The 15,597-nt window shown below is 39.9% G+C and carries 16 protein-coding genes and 2 pseudogenes; 9 read left to right on the top strand and 9 right to left on the bottom strand.

Annotated elements, in window-relative coordinates; all coding sequences use genetic code 11:
• Nucleotides 1-5: 5 nt before the first annotated feature.
• From OO773_RS06060 to OO773_RS06035, 5 genes and pseudogenes are all read right to left on the bottom strand, one after another.
• On the bottom strand, nt 6-158 hold the full coding sequence (locus OO773_RS06060) for a DUF2443 family protein (RefSeq protein ID WP_406600072.1): 153 nt from the start codon (nt 156-158) through the stop codon (nt 6-8).
• Between the two features lie 106 nt (nt 159-264).
• A pseudogene (locus OO773_RS10020) lies at nt 265-1,223 on the bottom strand (SIS domain-containing protein).
• A complete protein-coding gene (msrB, locus tag OO773_RS06045; protein ID WP_006564949.1) occupies nt 1,220-2,212 on the bottom strand; it encodes a peptide-methionine (R)-S-oxide reductase MsrB in 993 nt (330 codons plus the stop codon). The pseudogene OO773_RS10020 and the gene msrB overlap by 4 nt, the downstream one beginning before the upstream one ends.
• 29 nt (nt 2,213-2,241) lie before the next feature.
• Nucleotides 2,242-4,205: pseudogene (locus OO773_RS06040) on the bottom strand (ribonuclease J).
• A 124-nt stretch (nt 4,206-4,329) separates the two neighbouring features.
• Nucleotides 4,330-5,091, bottom strand: a complete 762-nt coding sequence (locus tag OO773_RS06035) for a ribosomal RNA small subunit methyltransferase A (protein ID WP_264828474.1) — start codon at nt 5,089-5,091, stop codon at nt 4,330-4,332.
• Between the two features lie 83 nt (nt 5,092-5,174).
• Between OO773_RS06035 and OO773_RS06030 the strand changes: the two genes are divergently transcribed.
• Nucleotides 5,175-5,720, top strand: coding sequence for a nucleoside phosphorylase-I family protein (locus tag OO773_RS06030; RefSeq protein WP_176485300.1), 546 nt, complete (start codon nt 5,175-5,177; stop codon nt 5,718-5,720).
• 69 nt (nt 5,721-5,789) lie between these two features.
• A complete protein-coding gene (locus tag OO773_RS06025) occupies nt 5,790-5,912 on the top strand; it encodes a hypothetical protein (protein ID WP_255298852.1) in 123 nt (40 codons plus the stop codon).
• A gap of 63 nt (nt 5,913-5,975) precedes the next feature.
• On the opposite strand, the gene OO773_RS10015 is transcribed toward OO773_RS06025, so the two are convergent.
• From OO773_RS10015 to OO773_RS06010, 3 genes are read right to left on the bottom strand one after another with little or no spacing between them, the layout of a single operon-like run.
• Nucleotides 5,976-6,164: an SEL1-like repeat protein gene (locus OO773_RS10015; RefSeq protein ID WP_324736588.1), complete on the bottom strand. Its 189-nt coding sequence runs from the start codon at nt 6,162-6,164 to the stop codon at nt 5,976-5,978.
• The gene (locus OO773_RS06015; RefSeq protein WP_050780244.1) at nt 6,161-6,490 is read right to left on the bottom strand and encodes a BspA family leucine-rich repeat surface protein; all 330 of its coding nucleotides are present in this window, start codon (nt 6,488-6,490) and stop codon (nt 6,161-6,163) included. The genes OO773_RS10015 and OO773_RS06015 overlap by 4 nt, the downstream gene beginning before the upstream one ends.
• Nucleotides 6,477-6,818: a hypothetical protein gene (locus OO773_RS06010; RefSeq protein ID WP_034375907.1), complete on the bottom strand. Its 342-nt coding sequence runs from the start codon at nt 6,816-6,818 to the stop codon at nt 6,477-6,479. The genes OO773_RS06015 and OO773_RS06010 overlap by 14 nt, the downstream gene beginning before the upstream one ends.
• A 129-nt stretch (nt 6,819-6,947) precedes the next feature.
• On the opposite strand from OO773_RS06010, the gene OO773_RS06005 reads away from it, so the two are divergent.
• The 3 genes from OO773_RS06005 to OO773_RS05995 are packed head-to-tail and all read left to right on the top strand — an operon-like array spanning nt 6,948 to nt 9,452.
• Entirely contained in the window at nt 6,948-8,063 is a 1,116-nt protein-coding gene (locus OO773_RS06005; protein ID WP_006564953.1) for a cytochrome-c peroxidase, read from the top strand.
• Between the two features lie 52 nt (nt 8,064-8,115).
• Nucleotides 8,116-8,304: a 50S ribosomal protein L28 gene (rpmB, locus tag OO773_RS06000; RefSeq protein ID WP_006564954.1), complete on the top strand. Its 189-nt coding sequence runs from the start codon at nt 8,116-8,118 to the stop codon at nt 8,302-8,304.
• 8 nt (nt 8,305-8,312) lie between these two features.
• Entirely contained in the window at nt 8,313-9,452 is a 1,140-nt protein-coding gene (locus tag OO773_RS05995) for a potassium channel family protein (protein WP_006564955.1), read from the top strand.
• A 100-nt stretch (nt 9,453-9,552) separates the two neighbouring features.
• Here the strand turns inward: OO773_RS05995 and OO773_RS05990 are convergent, their stop codons facing one another.
• A complete protein-coding gene (locus tag OO773_RS05990; protein ID WP_143159242.1) occupies nt 9,553-10,632 on the bottom strand; it encodes a glycosyltransferase family 10 domain-containing protein in 1,080 nt (359 codons plus the stop codon).
• Between the two features lie 293 nt (nt 10,633-10,925).
• Here OO773_RS05990 and OO773_RS05985 point away from each other — a divergent pair, with 293 nt between their 5' ends.
• The 4 genes from OO773_RS05985 to gyrA are packed head-to-tail and all read left to right on the top strand — an operon-like array spanning nt 10,926 to nt 15,554.
• Nucleotides 10,926-11,927, top strand: coding sequence for a lipid A deacylase LpxR family protein (locus tag OO773_RS05985; protein ID WP_232087182.1), 1,002 nt, complete (start codon nt 10,926-10,928; stop codon nt 11,925-11,927).
• Entirely contained in the window at nt 11,928-12,791 is an 864-nt protein-coding gene (locus tag OO773_RS05980; protein WP_040499360.1) for a hypothetical protein, read from the top strand.
• Complete coding sequence (locus OO773_RS05975) at nt 12,788-13,126, top strand: diacylglycerol kinase (RefSeq protein ID WP_006564958.1); 339 nt, start codon at nt 12,788-12,790, stop codon at nt 13,124-13,126. The genes OO773_RS05980 and OO773_RS05975 overlap by 4 nt, the downstream gene beginning before the upstream one ends.
• Before the next feature lie 10 nt (nt 13,127-13,136).
• The gene (gyrA, locus tag OO773_RS05970) at nt 13,137-15,554 is read left to right on the top strand and encodes a DNA gyrase subunit A (RefSeq protein WP_176486494.1); all 2,418 of its coding nucleotides are present in this window, start codon (nt 13,137-13,139) and stop codon (nt 15,552-15,554) included.
• Nucleotides 15,555-15,597 lie beyond the last annotated feature (43 nt).

The following is a 15,597-nucleotide window of genomic DNA, read 5'->3' as shown; positions in this document are numbered from 1 at the left end:
CCTTTCTAAAAAACTAACATCTCTCGCTTGTATTTATTTAAAGCATTGATATGTTCTTTTAGTTCCTCTACTCGTTCTCCTATTTGTGTGTAAAAGGCCATGTTTAGAGTTTCTGGAATATCCATACTCCCCCGTTTCATCAAAATAAAATCACTCAAACTTAAATGCGCTATTTTTAAGAGTAGCTATAGAAAAAATATCTCTTTGATCAAAACGCTTTAAAAGATAGTTTAAATGCCAAAGTAAGGGAGTGATGTCTCTCTGTTAGTTATTCCCTGAAGGTGGATAAAATAAAGTATGCAAGTGTAAAACGCCTAAAACTTTCTTTTGGTCAGTTACACTTTTAGCTAGATTACGGGGCTTATCTACATTTAAGCCTTTTAATTGTGCCATTTCAAGGGCAAAGAGTTGTAAAACAACAAGCATGCTAAAAAATTCGGGCATGTAGTGGGGGTAGTGGGGGTATTGATCTGAAAATAAGCACGTCTAATATCCCCATCGCTTAAAATCCCTATTAGTCTTTGTTGATCATCAACTAATAAAGCATTGCCTAAGCATTTATCATTAGCCTCAACTAAAGCAAAAAGGGAACAAGCCTATAAATTGCAATCAGCTAGAGCAATGGGTCCGTGTTTCATTTCTGCACTCGCATAACCTTGCGCATACACATAGGCAATCGGGTGTAATTTAGCAAAATCCTCTCTACTAAAATTTTTAACCTCCATTAAGCATGCTGCTAGCACATCACCTAATGCGAGGCTTAAAGTAGTTGAAGTGCTAGGAACACCAAAAGAGATAGCCTCTTGAGTGTCTGTAATGGCTTGCATGCTCGTTTTTAAAGCTTGCATTTCGCTATGTAGTATACTTTTGTATCTAATTTATTTTTTAGGTTTTAAAGACCCTAAAGCCTCTAAAAGCTCCATGCTCTCCCCCCCATAGCTAATAGCTAAGATCACATCTCTAGGCCCTACAATGCCCATGTCGCCATGTAAACTCTCGGTGGGGTGTAAAAAGATCGCCTTAGTGCCGGTACTTGTCAAAGTAGCCGCAATTTTACGCCCAATGTGTGCGCTTTTTCCTACTCCCATGATCACCACCAAAGGGGCGTGCGCTAGGCATGTGATAATGGGTTCTAGGGTTGTGTGATCTAAACTGACTCTTAAAAGCGCCTCTGCCTCTGTATTTAAAATTTGCTTTGCTAACTTGCCAAAATCAGATTTCATTTTTTAATCTCTAGCATGGCTTTTTTTAGCAGAGGGATTAAAGCGCCATAACCTTCTTTTTCCATGTCCTCTAAAGGAATGAATTTAAGCGCGGCGCTATTAATACAATAACGCAACCCTCCCAATTTTTTAGGCCCATCTTCAAAAACATGCCCTAAGTGTGCATGCCCTACACGGCTTTTAACTTCTGTGCGAATCATGTTATGGCTGGTATCTTTAAAATAATTCACCACCTTTTGATCAATGGGTTTACTAAAACTAGGCCACCCACAACCTGACTTAAATTTATCAGCGGATAAAAAGAGGGGTTCACCTGTGGTGATGTCTACATAAATACCCGGCTTATTCTGATCAAAATAGGCATTGTGAAAGGCGGCTTCAGTTTGTCCTTTTTGGGTAACTTGGTATTGTAAATCAGTTAGTTTTGCCTTGAGTTCTGCATCGCTAAGTTTGTGATAATCTTTAGCATCAATGATCACCTCATCGGCCTTTTTTAAATCAATATGGCAATACCCTCCCGGATTTTTCTTAAGATAATCTTGATGGTACTCCTCAGCGACAACAAAATTTTTTAAAGGCTCAAGTTCAACCTGTACTTTTTGTTTGTAATGAGTCTGTAAGCGTGCTAAGGCTTTAGCAATAATGGGCTCATCTTTGGAGTCTACATAGTAAATACCCGTGCGGTATTGGCGGCCACGATCGTTGCCCTGTTGGTTTAAACTGGTTGGATCAATGACTTTAAAATAATAAAGCAAGAGTTTATCTAGGCTAATTTGGTGTGGATCAAATTCTACTTTCACGGTTTCAGCGTGATCTGTGTTGTGTAATTCATGGTAGTTTGTTTGATCGCTTTTACCATTGGCATAACCCACTATGGCTTTTTTGACTCCATAAATGCGCTCCATATAAGCCTCTAATCCCCAAAAACACCCCCCGGCTAAATAAATTGTATGGTCCATGCCTTTCTCCTGAGCACTCCCTTGTAACATCGCTATTAATAGCCCTAGTATCCAAACTCTCATGGGTTTAAAAACACATGGCTGACAATGGCCGGATATTTTTTAGTGTGCTTAAAAAGAGCTTTTCTTAGAAAATTGCGTACATTATCCTCTAAATGCTTAGTATTAGAAATCACATCAAAACGCAAAGCTTTAATGTGCAAACTCAAAGAACCTTGCAATTCCTCTAATAAAGAGCGCTCCTCTTTAAAATTGACAATCCCTAAAGTGGTGATCTGAGAGGTGGGCATAAGCTCTCCTGCTTTAGAGATAAATAACACCGCGCTTAAAAGCCCTGCACTGGCAATTTCTTGGCGATCTTGTACAATTCTTTCCTCAATGCTAATATTATTCGTGTTATCCACATAACTTTTTCCACTCTTCACACTTTTAGTTTTGCGCATAAAGTTAGGGTTAACCTCCACTTGATCGCCATCTTCCATAAGATAGATATTTTTCTCAGGAATGCCACAGGCAATAGCTGTTTCTTTATGGCGGGCTACATGGTTATATTCCCCATGGATAGGCAAGAAAAATTTAGGTTTAATAAGTCTTAGCATGAGTTTTTGCTCCTCTTGGGCGGCATGCCCGCTAACATGAATATCAAAAGATTGATAAACCACTTGGGCTTCTTTTTTCATGAGTAAATTTAAAATACTAGAAACACTAGCTTCATTGCCCGGAATGGCTTTAGCTGAAAGAATAATAAGATCGCTAGGTTTAATGCTAATGTGGCGGTGCTCATCAGTAGCCATGCGATAAAGCGCGCTCATGGTTTCACCCTGTGAGCCGGTGGTAACAATAAAGACTTCATGATCGGGGTGTTTTTCAACTTCATGGGCTTCTATAAAAGCTTTAGAGGGCAGGTGGATATAGCCTAGTTCGCGGGCAATATCTAAGTTTTTCTCCATAGAGCGCCCAATCACGGCTACCTTGCGCCCGTAGTTAATCGCATATTGAATCGCTTGATAAACCCGGTGGATATTAGAGGAAAAGGTACTCATGATCACTCTTCCAGTTGCGTTTTTAAAAAGATTATCAAATACCGGACCAATGCTACTTTCTGAGGGGTGATTCCTGTTTTATAAGAATTAGTACTATCACTTAAAAGCAACATAACCCCCTGTTCACCATAATAGGCTAGGCGGTAAAGATCGGTTGGGATATTATCAACGGGTGTGTGATCAATTTTAAAATCGCCTGTGTGAATAATTGTGCCTACTTTGGTTTGAATAGCTAGTGCACTTGCATCAATAATGGAGTGGGTGATGTGAATCCATTCAATGGTAAATTCGCCAATTTGGATAGGTTGGCGTTTTTGCACAATTTTAAAATAGTTTTTAAACTTTTTAAGGCCATGTTCATCAAATTTATTACCAATCATGCCCAAACTAAGCGGTGTACCATAGAGAGGGAATTGTAATTCTTTAAACAAATAAGGTACAGCCCCAATATGATCTTCATGGGCGTGGGTGATGATCACACCTACGATCTTTTCTTTAATGCTGTGTAGATAGCTAAAATCAGGGATTAAAATATCCACTCCATGCATGTCCTCGCTTGGAAAACTCATACCCACATCTATGATAATGGCTTGATTAAGGGTTTCAATCACCATCATATTCCCACCAATTTCGCCTAGCCCTCCTAAGGGGGTGATTTTTACCCGTGCTTTAACACTTAAATCTAGTTTATAATGCGGGTTGAGATGGTTAATGTGGATTTTATGGTTAGTCTCTACGCCTTGTTTGAGTTCTTTATGAAAGCCCAAATTACCCCGCTCATTGGCTTTTGTGATATTCTTTACCCCAACCTGTTCTGAATGCAGGTGTGCTTGTAAATTTTTATTGTGAAACTCACCTCTGCCTTGTCTGATACGATTAAAGCGCGCAGGCTTTGGAGGATTTGTTTTTTTGGGTTGAGAAGTGTTTTCTGAGCCTGTATCTTGAGGCGGATTGTTTGAATCGTTAAACGGATTGTCCATATCATTTCCTATTGTGTTGGATTGTGGAGAAAAGCAAGTAGACTAGCGTAGTGGGCTGGATCTAGCTGGTGAGGGCGCAATGCAGATTCTAAATTGTGTGCTGTGTAGAAAGCTTGGATACGCTCTATTGGATAGCTCCCCTTTGATTGTTGTATAAAGTTTTGCGGTTAGCTTTAAAACAGATTTTAAGCAAATGCTCCAAACTTTTTAAATCCCACCCCTTTGTTTCTCTTTCTACTAAGGGTTTTTTAAGTAAACGCATGAAAGCTGATTGAACCTTAGGCGGGGGATTAAAAGCCTCTTTGTTAACTTTAAAGAGTAAATGGCGTTGCCAACATAGACTATCTGCTAGCACGCTTAAAGCCCCATAATTGCTACTATGCACAGGAGCACAAAATTTATCCGCTACTTCTAATTGCACCATAACTGCCATACCGATACATAAGGCATCTCTAAGGGCTCTTGTAATAATGGGTGTGGCAATGTAATAGGGTAAATTAGAGACCAGAAAATAAGGCTTTTGGCATAAAAAACCGGTTTCAGAGACGCTAAGCCTAATGTCTCTATCTGCTGTTTGTATGCACACTTGCCTATCTGCTCCATTAATCCCCTTATACTGCATCACATCCCCAACAACTAGCTCCAAACGCTCAGACAAAGGCCCTAGTTTATGGTATAACCTTTGGGCCAAACCGGGATCCACTTCGTAGGCTAACAAGCTTTTAGGCGACTCTAACTTATTTAATAGCCGGGTCGTCAGATCTCCCAAGCCAACCCCTATTTCTACTAGCTGTATCCAATCCTTAAAATGCTCATAGGGGATGGATTGTAAGATCTGCCCCAGATAATGGGCATCGTGTAAAAAATGCTGGCCTAAGATCGCCATTCTTTCGCTCTAAAATTTCTGCCCCATTGTAACATAGGCTAACTTAAAAGTGCTAGCATGGAGTTTTGTATAAAGGAGATGTTTTGTTTGTGTGTGCCGGTAGAGATGAGAGTTTTGATTTTGCAAAAAGTATTGGGATTGGTTTGATAGAGAGTGCTTTAAATTTAAGTCGTCTTTGCTTGCTTGAAAAACCTAATCTTTTAATTTTTATTGGTACAGCCGGATCTTATGATTTAAATATTCCTTTACTTAGTTTGTATAAAAGCACGCGCTCTACTCAGATTGAGCAAAGTTTTACCCTCCAAGATAGCTACACCCCGCTAGAAAATTACCTAGAAGTCCAAGAATGGGAGTTTGATACATGGGATTTGCCTAGCGTGGTGGTTAATTCAAGCAATTATATCCACACTAATCCTATTTTTTCAAAGCACATGCATGCTGCCGGTATTGCCCTAGAAAACATGGAATTTTTTAGCGTTTTAAGTGTTGCGCGATCTTATGCTATCCCTAGCTTAGGTATTTTTTGTACCACAAACTACACACAAAAAGACGCGCACCAAGAGTTTTTAAAAAACCATAGCCAAGCTAAAACCCGCTTACAAGAGTGGGTACAAATTCATTTACTCTAGGCATAGCAATTTATGCTACTATGCGCCCGGAAATCCTAAGGATTTCTAAATTTATGGAAGGAGAATGCTATGAATATGAATCAAAACAATGGCGGTTGTTGCAACAGCCAAAATAATAACCAACGAAATAGCAACCGCAACAACAATAGCAATAACCAAAATAACAATAGCCGCAACAATAACCAAGACTAGGCTATATGGTGGCGGATTATTCCGCCCCCTGTAGATATGCTTTTATAATCTGTCAAGACGATCCTAAGCAAGATTTTTTACCTCTTCATTTCCCGTTTTAATAGCTTTTTGGTAGCATTCCTTTGCCTTTTTGTAGTCTTGTACAACACCCCTACCACTTTCATAAAGAAAACCTAAGAGAAAACAAGCCAGAGCTGCCCTTTTTTTTACGGCTTCTTTGAGATTTTTATCGCTTGCTTGAAATCTTATCACCCCCACGCCCGGTACCACCTAGGGTAGGCGGTGAGATTATCACAACCAGCAAACATATCACTCATATCCTCCACCCTAGACACATTCCAATTAGAAATGTCATGATTTAAACAAGTGGCGTTTGCAAATATACCATACATGTTTATTACATGCGATACATCCCAAGTCTCTAGCCCCTCAAAGTTTTCGCGCGTGCTTCCTGCAAACACTTGGCTTAAATCTGTAATGGCGCTAATATCAATCCCTCCTAAATGCATGCTTGTATCCTCAAGTAACGCCTTAAGCTCCTCGTTGCTCTTGGGTATATGTTTCTTAGTTACTTTCATAGTCACCTCCTCCACTTTCATGTAATGCCTCAACCTCTGTTGCTCTCATATGCCCCTCTCTATATGCTGTCCTAGAGCCCTGTGAGCTCTCAGAAGCCCGTTCAATGTCTCTAAAGAAACTTTTAATTTGCTGATCTAACTCCGTTTCGAGGTGCGGCAAGGTATTCAGTTGCGCGCAAGCTTGGATTTCTTTTTTAAGTTTTCTTTTCAGATGGATTGCATACTCCAAATTCTTCGCATGAAAATCTCTAAAAAAATATTGTGTGGCCTGTAGCGTGCTTAAAAAACAGCTTAGAAAACATAAACCTAAAAGTATCCACTTTCTCATTGTAGTCCTTTAACTCCTATCCTGTATCTTGTTAATCTTACCAAAACAATGTAAGCTTTTATAGATCATTAAAGCTAGATTAACACGGCTTAAACTAGAATACTTCTTATCAAAAACTCAAGGATTGTTATGAAAAACTTTTTTGGTCTGCGTTCTGTGTGTGTTGCTTTGGCTTTAAGCGGTGTGGTGCATGCCCATGCCCAAAAGAATAATGATCTAGATTTGATTAAAAAAGCCCTAGAAGCTAATTTAGTACCTATGCCAATGGGTAAAGATCTCAATAAATATTTGACACAAAAAGTAAGAGAATTAGATCCAAGCTATAAAGGGCCTGTTTTGACTAAGGGACAAATTGAACTAGGCAAAAAGCTTTACTTAGACCCTAGAATCTCCACCTCTTATCTTGTTTCTTGTAACACTTGTCATAATTTAGGTTTAGCAGGCGTGGATAATGTCTCAAGAGCTGTAGGTGAGGGCTGGAGACCTAACCCTCATTTTTTAAACTCGCCCACCGTGTATAACTCTGTTTTTAACTCCGTGCAGTTTTGGGATGGGCGTGTTGCTCATTTAGATCAACAAGCTAAAGGCCCTATTGCTAACCCAGTAGAAATGAATGCTGATCCTAAAGTTGTAGAAGCTAAGATTAATTCTATACCCGGTTATGTCAAGGCCTTTAGACGCGCCTATGGCAACCATGTCAAAATTGATCTTAATTTGATTGTACGCACAATTGCCATGTTTGAAGCGACTTTAAACACCCCTAGCCGTTATGATGACTTTTTACGGGGCAATGTTAAAGCCTTAAGCCATCAAGAAAAAGAGGGCTTGAAAATCTTTATAGATAAGGGTTGTATAGGGTGTCATAATGGGATTAATTTAGGGGGCACGATGCAACCCTTCCAAGTGGTTGCGCCTTATAAGTTTGCTAATATTGGAGATTTTAAAGGCGATAAAAATGGCATGGTAAAAGTCCCTACTTTGCGCAATATCTTAGAAACCATGCCTTATTTTCACAATGGGCGATACTGGGATATTAAAGACGCGATTAAAGCTATGGGTAAGATTCAACTTGGCGTTACAATTAGTGATGTAGAAGCAGAAAAGATCGCCACTTTCTTTGGATCACTTACCGGTAAAAAACCCACTATTATCTATCCTAACCTACCGGTTATGAGTACAAATACGCCCAAACCCAAAGGTGTTCCAGAAGGGGATATGGCGTCTAAAAAAGCACCCACGCACTAGTTTAAGACAAAAAGGGTATAATCGCCGTTTATTTTCAGATTAAGGAGAATAAATGGCAAGAAGATGTGATTTAAGCCATAAAGGTCCTATGGTGGGTAACCGCGTAAGCCATGCGAATAACAAGACAAAAAGGCGCTTATTACCTAATTTGCACACCATTCATATTACCCTAGAAGATGGTACTAAGCAAAGGATTAAGGTTGCAACTTCTACTTTAAGGACTATGCGCAAGAGTCGCTAGAGTAGAGGGTGCTACAAAAGCTTAAGGCATTTCTCTCCTCTGTTAAAAAGAAGAAAGTTAAGGCCGATTACAATCTTAACGCTGAGATTTACGAACAATTTGAGGTTTTCCGCCTCCCTTTAGTACTCATCCAGTGCTTTATACTGGTGGGAACTTTAGGTTATTTAGCCCTAGAGGATTACAGCCTCATTCAGGCCTTTTTCCAGACCACCTATACTTTTACCTCTACAGGGTTTGGGGCGCTTAATGAAAGCCATTTTGGCACTGTTAGCGTCTTTTTTACCTCAATTATTATGTTTTGTGGGACGGGGGTGGTAACCTTTAGTGTAGCGGTGCTCATTAATGTAATCAATAAGGGCGTATTAGCCCGACTTATTAGGGAAAAAAGAATGATTTATAAAATTGCACGATTAAAAAACCACTATGTTATTTGCTATCACAACGAATACACAATTGAACTAAGCAAGCAATTTAGAAGCGCACAAGTTCCCTTTGTGGTGGTGGATAACAAACCTAATTTTGAAGAAGAGGCCATTAAGTATAAATATCCATACTACATTGCTGGCGACCCGCACACTAATTTAGCCATGCTTAAAACCCATTTAAGTAGCGCTAAAGGGGTTGTGGCTTTCTCAGATATTTTACCTGTTAATATTGCCTTAATTGTGAGTGTCAGACTCTTTGAAGAAGAATTAAAGCGCAAGCCTTACTACATCATTGCCAGCGCACATAGCGATGAAGGTTTAGAAAAGCTAAAAAAATTAGGGGCTGATAGTGTGGTCTCGCCGACAAAGTTAATGGCACAAAGGGTAAGCGCAATGGCAATCCGCCCTGATATGGAAAATATCTTAGAAAAATTCATTTATAAAAAAGACACACTTTTAGATTTAGAAGAGGTGATTGTGCCTAAAGAAAGCTGGTTAGTACAGCGCAAACTCAAAGAAGCACATTTTAGAGAGATCACAAAGGTTTTTATCATCGGGATTATCCAAAAAGATGGGCGCTATATCCCAATGCCTGATGGCGAGGTTATTATTGCTAGTGAATCTAAGCTTTTGATGATTGGTACTTCTGAGGGGGTAGAAAAATCTAAAACCTTTATTTTACAGCACCAACGGCCTATGGAGATGGACTATATCACCCTATAATTTATCGGCAAAATCCTAGCGTTTTTAAGGTGGATATTTTAGAATGCCCATCGCTTTGCTCTCTTGTAGTGGTAGGTGTAAAATAGCCACTATTTAGCCTCTAACCTTTTAAAAAAAGAGCTAGCATGCGTTTTAATTTATTAATAACTTTAACTTTCCAGTGAAAAGGAAGAGGAGGCGGTTGTGTGTGATAAACCTCCTTACAATCTATTGCCCTTTGTAAAAAAGCTAGAATTTTAGCAAAGCTTAAATCTTGGTAGAATTGGGGCTTACCATTTACACTATTAAGCGGGTGGGCATGTAGCATGTCTAAATAGGCGTTGTCGTGGGTGTCAAGATAGCGGATAAAATCTAAAGCTTCTGTAAAATCTTTAAAATCATGCACATTGATAAAACTTTTGGGGTTAAAATCTTTGGCAACTGCAGGATTGCCCCAATAAATAGGAATAGTATGGGCAAAATAAGCGTCTATAATTTTTTCTGTGGTGTAGCCAAAACCTTTAGAGTTTTCAAAACAAAGATTGAATTTATATTGGCTTAAAAACTCTGCCTTATTACTTATTGGCTTATCTAAAGTATTAAAAACCCTTCCTCCAGAAGCAACAGGAGCATAGGTATTAAGCTCCTGATAACAAGCATTGCGCATAGGTGCATTAGGGTTAGAAGCCACAAAACTAGCAAATGCTCTTTTAAGCGGATCTGTTTGCTCTCTAATAAGTGCATCTAGGGTGGGGTATAAGTCTTTAAAAGAACAGCTAGAGGGGATATTCTCTTCATGGGGTAGTCGTACAAAAGGAGAATCAAAAGGAGAATCAAAATTTATTGCAATGTGAGCAAGGGAGTACAATTGCAAATAATACAAAGGTACACGCAAATACCTCTCACCAAAGGTTAGATCATCAAAACCCATGCCAAAATCATAAATATCAAAGTTAATCCGCATGTTTTCCCCTGTAAAGCCGATACGCTTTTGAGGGAAATTTAAAGACTCTTGCTTGTGCAAGATAGTCTCAAAAACAATATCACAAGGCGGAGTCCTAGAAAGATTAATATCGTAGGCAGAGTTTAAAATATAATAAAAAAAACTTTCTTTAAACCCTGTAAGTTGATTCTCACTCCAAGGATAGCAGATAGCCAAATTAAGGGGGGGGGGGGGGTTGATTCTGTTTGTGGTAGCCACATTGAATCAAGGTAGGCATCTAAGAGAGGTTGAAACATTTAAAACCTTTTAAAGATTGAAACCGACAATTGTAGCAATTTTAAAGATTTTGTGCTAGGGTTTGTACATTTTTTCTAAAGAAAAAGATTATTTTAACGCGGAGTTGCAATTTTAAGGCTTTTGCCTAAAAAACTCTCTTGTAGCCATTTTTTTAGCCTACTTTTTTGATTAGAACGCAAATTTGCTAACTTAATAGGGGTTTTTATCTAAATCAAATCCCCTATCTAAGCCCGTGCTTTGATTTTTTGGCTATAATGCCAGCGATGAAATCACACGCCCCTCTTTTTTGTATGTTGCTTTGCTCTCTTAGGGCTATAGATCTAACCCCCTATCATAAGCAATATATCCAGTTAGTAACTGAAGATGATGGTTATATCAACCCCTACATTGATCGTTATTACACAGCAGGTACGCGTATTGGCTGGGTGAGTAAAGAATATAGCTATTTTAAGCGCAAATCTGCCATGTCTTGGGCGCGCTTTGTAAGTCTGCAGGGCAAAAAAAATCGCATGACTCGCTTTAATATTTACCTCACCCAAGACATGTACACCCCCACTCTCGCCCACCGCCTATTAACAAATATAGTCAAGGGCGATCACCTCTATGGGGGCTGGTTACGGCTCAATTTTGGTATTTTCCAAAGAAGTGCGCATGCTTTAGAACACACCAGTTTTTCTATTGGCATGGTTGGTCCTGCCTCTTTAGCTGGACCTACGCAAAATCTTATCCACACTTGGGGGCATGATCCTAAGTTTTTGGGCTGGAATACCCAAATTAAAAACGAATTTATCTTTGAGTTTAACTACACTTGGATTCAAAAACTTGATTTTTATAAAAGCCGTTATTTTAGCATTGATATGTTACCCGCAGCTAGTTTTAGTTTGGGTAATGCCTTGACTAATTTTAACTTAGGGGCTACTTTGCGCATGGGCTATAACTTAGAGGCTGATTTTGGCCCTAATGAAATCCATAGCGGTTTTCCCGGAGGCGAGCCTTATAGTAACCGCTTGGCTTTTTATGTCTTTGTGGGGGCTATGGGACAATTCCAGCCCTTAGATGTGTTTGTACAAGGTAATGATGCACAAACCAGAGGCATCACACAGTTACCCTATTTTCTCTATAACGCCCAAGTGGGAGTGGCTTTGCTGTATAAAGGCATGCGTTTTTGCTTTAGTGCGATCGATCTAAGTAAAACTTTTAGAGATCAGAGCAGAAACCACAACATCGGTAGTATTGAATTGGATATTGCTTTTTAAATGTCTAAAAAGATCGTCGTTATTTTATTAGGGGTGGGGGGGTTGTTAGCGGTTTTGCTATTTGGAGTGGGTTTAAAATTAAGCAGTGATATTAAACATAAATTAGAGGAAAGTTTAAACAATCTAGCCAAGCATATACACGCGATGCCCTTTACTTGCAAGGGTTTTAAAAATATTGTCTGTGAGAGTGCGGGTATTCATGGCCAAACAGGGGCAATTTCTCTAACCCTAGCTGAGGTTAAAACAAATGCCTTGCAATTTAAATTAGATATTCCCAAACTCTATGCTACTAAAACATGGATGCCAACAAGTGCGGGTTGTTTATTAGATTTAAGCCTACAAGACACGCTTGTAGAACACAACACCTGCCATTTAAAAGGGCAACAAATTTCTTATCATCTACTGCTAGATGCCCGTTTAAAGGACGGGGATAAACCCTTAAATCTTAAAAATCTTTTAGGTTCTCAAGCCCAAACACAAAATGTAAAAATCCTCATTGAAAAATTAGGGGTTAAAACCTATTCTAAAGATTTTCGCTCCATTCTCTACCCTCTTTTACAAAAAACAGGGGATATACACGCCTCTCATTTTGACGCACAAGTCTACAATAAAGCCCTAGAGGAAATTGTGCGCTCTTTTAAAGGCACTGTGCTAGTAGGGCTATTAGTAGCAGGCCTACAAGGTGAAGCACAAGCAGCACAAGAACTTTCTAATCAGCTATTAGCCTTTGCACAAAACAAACGCGATCATGTAAGCTTTGAATTAGTGAATAAAAACGCTCCTTTTATACCTTTGCTAGATTTTATCCATGGCAAAAATTTATTAGATTATCTCCCGCATTTTTCTATTAAAGTGTTGCCATGAAGCGCCTATTGCTGGCATGGCTATACTCCAAAGATGGATTAAAGGCTGCCTTTAGCGAAGAGCCTGCTTTTAGGCAAGTGGTGTTTTTATGTGCAATTAGCCTAGTAGGGGCTTTTTTTTGCGCGCATTCTTTTATCCAGTTTGTACTCTTAATTTTGCCCGGAGTACTCTCTGTAATTGTAGAACTTCTTAATAGCGCGATTGAAAACGCGGTGGATTTTACAGGTACGCAAAAACACCCACTAGCCAAAAAGGCTAAAGACATGGGTTCAGCAGCGCAATTTGTGTGTTTGCTATTTTTGGTGGGGGTTTGGGTGGGGTATTTTATTTTTTAGAGAGGTTGCTATGGAAGTTAAAGAAATTGTCATTGAAGAATCGTTAAAAGCCAGCTATTTAGATTACTCCATGAGCGTCATTGTAGGGCGTGCTCTGCCAGATGCACGCGATGGGTTAAAACCAGTACACCGGCGTATCCTTTATGCTATGCACGAGTTAGGCTTGGGGGCACGCGTGCCTTATAAAAAAAGTGCGCGCATTGTAGGCGATGTCATTGGTAAATACCACCCCCATGGCGATAGTGCAGTCTATGAGGCCTTAGTGCGCATGGCACAAGATTTTTCTATGCGTCTGCCTTTAGTAGATGGGCAAGGTAATTTTGGCTCTATTGATGGGGATAATGCCGCGGCGATGCGCTATACAGAGGCACGCATGGCAACTCCAAGTGAGGAACTTTTAAGAGACATTGATAAAGATACAGTAGATTTTAACGACAATTATGACAACACCCTAAAAGAACCCGATGTCCTGCCTAGCCGTTTGCCTAATTTGCTCATCAATGGCTCAAGCGGAATTGCTGTGGGCATGGCTACCTCTATCCCCCCTCATCGCCTAGATGAAATTATAGAGGCTCTTATTTTTGTGCTAGAAAACCCGCAAGCTAGCTTGAGCGATATTTTAGATTTAGTACCCGGTCCAGATTTTCCAACAGGTGGCATTATTCATGGCAAACAGGGCATTTTGGAGGCTTATAGCAGTGGGCGGGGGCGTATCCGCGTGCGGGCTAAAACCCGTTTGGAAAGAATAGAGGGGCGGGAGAGTATTATCATTGAGGAAGTCCCCTACCAGACTAATAAAGCTAAACTTGTAGAACAGATTAGCGAACTAGCGCGCGATAAAATTGTAGAGGGGATTTCTGAAGTACGCGATGAATCCGATCGAGAAGGGATTAGAGTTGTTATTGATCTAAAAAGAGAAGCCAACGCCCAGATTGTACTTAACCAGTTGTATAAGTCTAGTGGCATGGAAAGCACTTTTAGCATTATTTTACTGGCTATCCACAACAAAGAGCCCCGTATCTTTAATTTGCTTGAGTTGCTTAAACTCTTTTTAATGCACCGTAAAACTATTGTGATTCGCCGCACAATTTACGAACTAGAAAAAGCCAAAGCCCGTATCCACATTTTAGAGGGGTTATTAGTTGCGCTGAAAAATAGCGAAGCGGTGATTGATCTGATTAAAAAAAGTAGCGATACACATAGCGCTCAAGAGGCATTAATTCAAGCCCACCAACTAAGTCAAGAACAAAGCAAGGCCATTTTAGAAATGCGCTTGCAAAGATTAACCGGATTAGAGCAAGAAAAAATCTCTAAAGAGCATGCTGAACTTCAGGCGATCATTCAAGAATTACAGGCCATTTTAGAGCATGCCGACAAACTCAATCACCTCATCAAAGAGGAATTATTAGAGATCAAAGAAAAATTTAGTACAGCGCGTAAAACCCAGATTGAAGAGGATTATGAAGCGCTAAGCGATGAGGATTTAATCGCCCGTGAGGATATGGTGGTTACACTAAGCCATAGAGGCTATGCTAAACGCATGCCCTTAAAAATCTATGAACAACAAAAACGCGGGGGCAAGGGCAAAATCTCAGGAAACACCCATGAAGATGATTTTATAGAGTTTTTCTTTAGCGCCAACACCCATGACATCATTCTTTTTATCACAGATAAAGGGCAACTCTATTGGCTTAAAGTCTATAAAATCCCTGAAATGGGGCGTAATGCTATAGGTAAGGCCTTAGTTAATCTCATTGATATAGAGCCGGGAGAAAAAATCTGTGCGATTCTCTCCACCCCGGATTTTAGCCCGGATAAATTTTTAGTTTTCTTTACTAAAAAGGGCATGATCAAGCGCACACAGCTTAGCGCCTTTGGACGGGTACGCATAGGGGTGCGATCTATTGAGCTAAAAGAAGGCGATGCACTTGTAACCGCACAGATACTTGAACATGAAAATCAAGAATTATTCATGGCCACAGCTAAGGGGATGTGTATTCGCTTTAAGGCTAGTGGAGTGAGAGATATGGGGCGGACAGCTATGGGGGTGATTGGTATGCGCTTAAAAGAGGGGGATTTTGTCATTGGGGCTAGCATAGCACTTAGCGATCAGCATAAACTTTTAACCATTAGCTCTAAGGGCATGGGCAAACAAACTTTAATAGGGGCTTATCGCTTGCAAAATAGGGGAGGTTTAGGGGTGATTGGGGCTAAACTCACGCCTAAAACGGGGAATTTAGTAGCCATTGTGCATGTAGATGAGGGGCAGGATTTAATGCTTTTGACTAAAAATGGAAAGATGATTCGCATGCCAATGGAGAGTATCCGCGAAACAGGACGCCATGCAAGCGGGGTTAAGCTTGTAAGCGTGGAGGGCGATGGGGTGGTGTATGCTAATACCTGCCCTAAAGAGAATGAAGTGGAGTAAAGGCTAGGAAATCATGTTAGTATTTCTTTTCTGATCCTAATAC

The sequence above is a fragment of the Helicobacter suis HS1 genome, assembly GCF_026000295.1.
In the GTDB taxonomy this organism is placed as follows: domain Bacteria; phylum Campylobacterota; class Campylobacteria; order Campylobacterales; family Helicobacteraceae; genus Helicobacter; species Helicobacter suis.
Note: the sequence above shows the minus strand (reverse complement) of the source record. Positions and strands in the feature narration are given on the sequence as shown.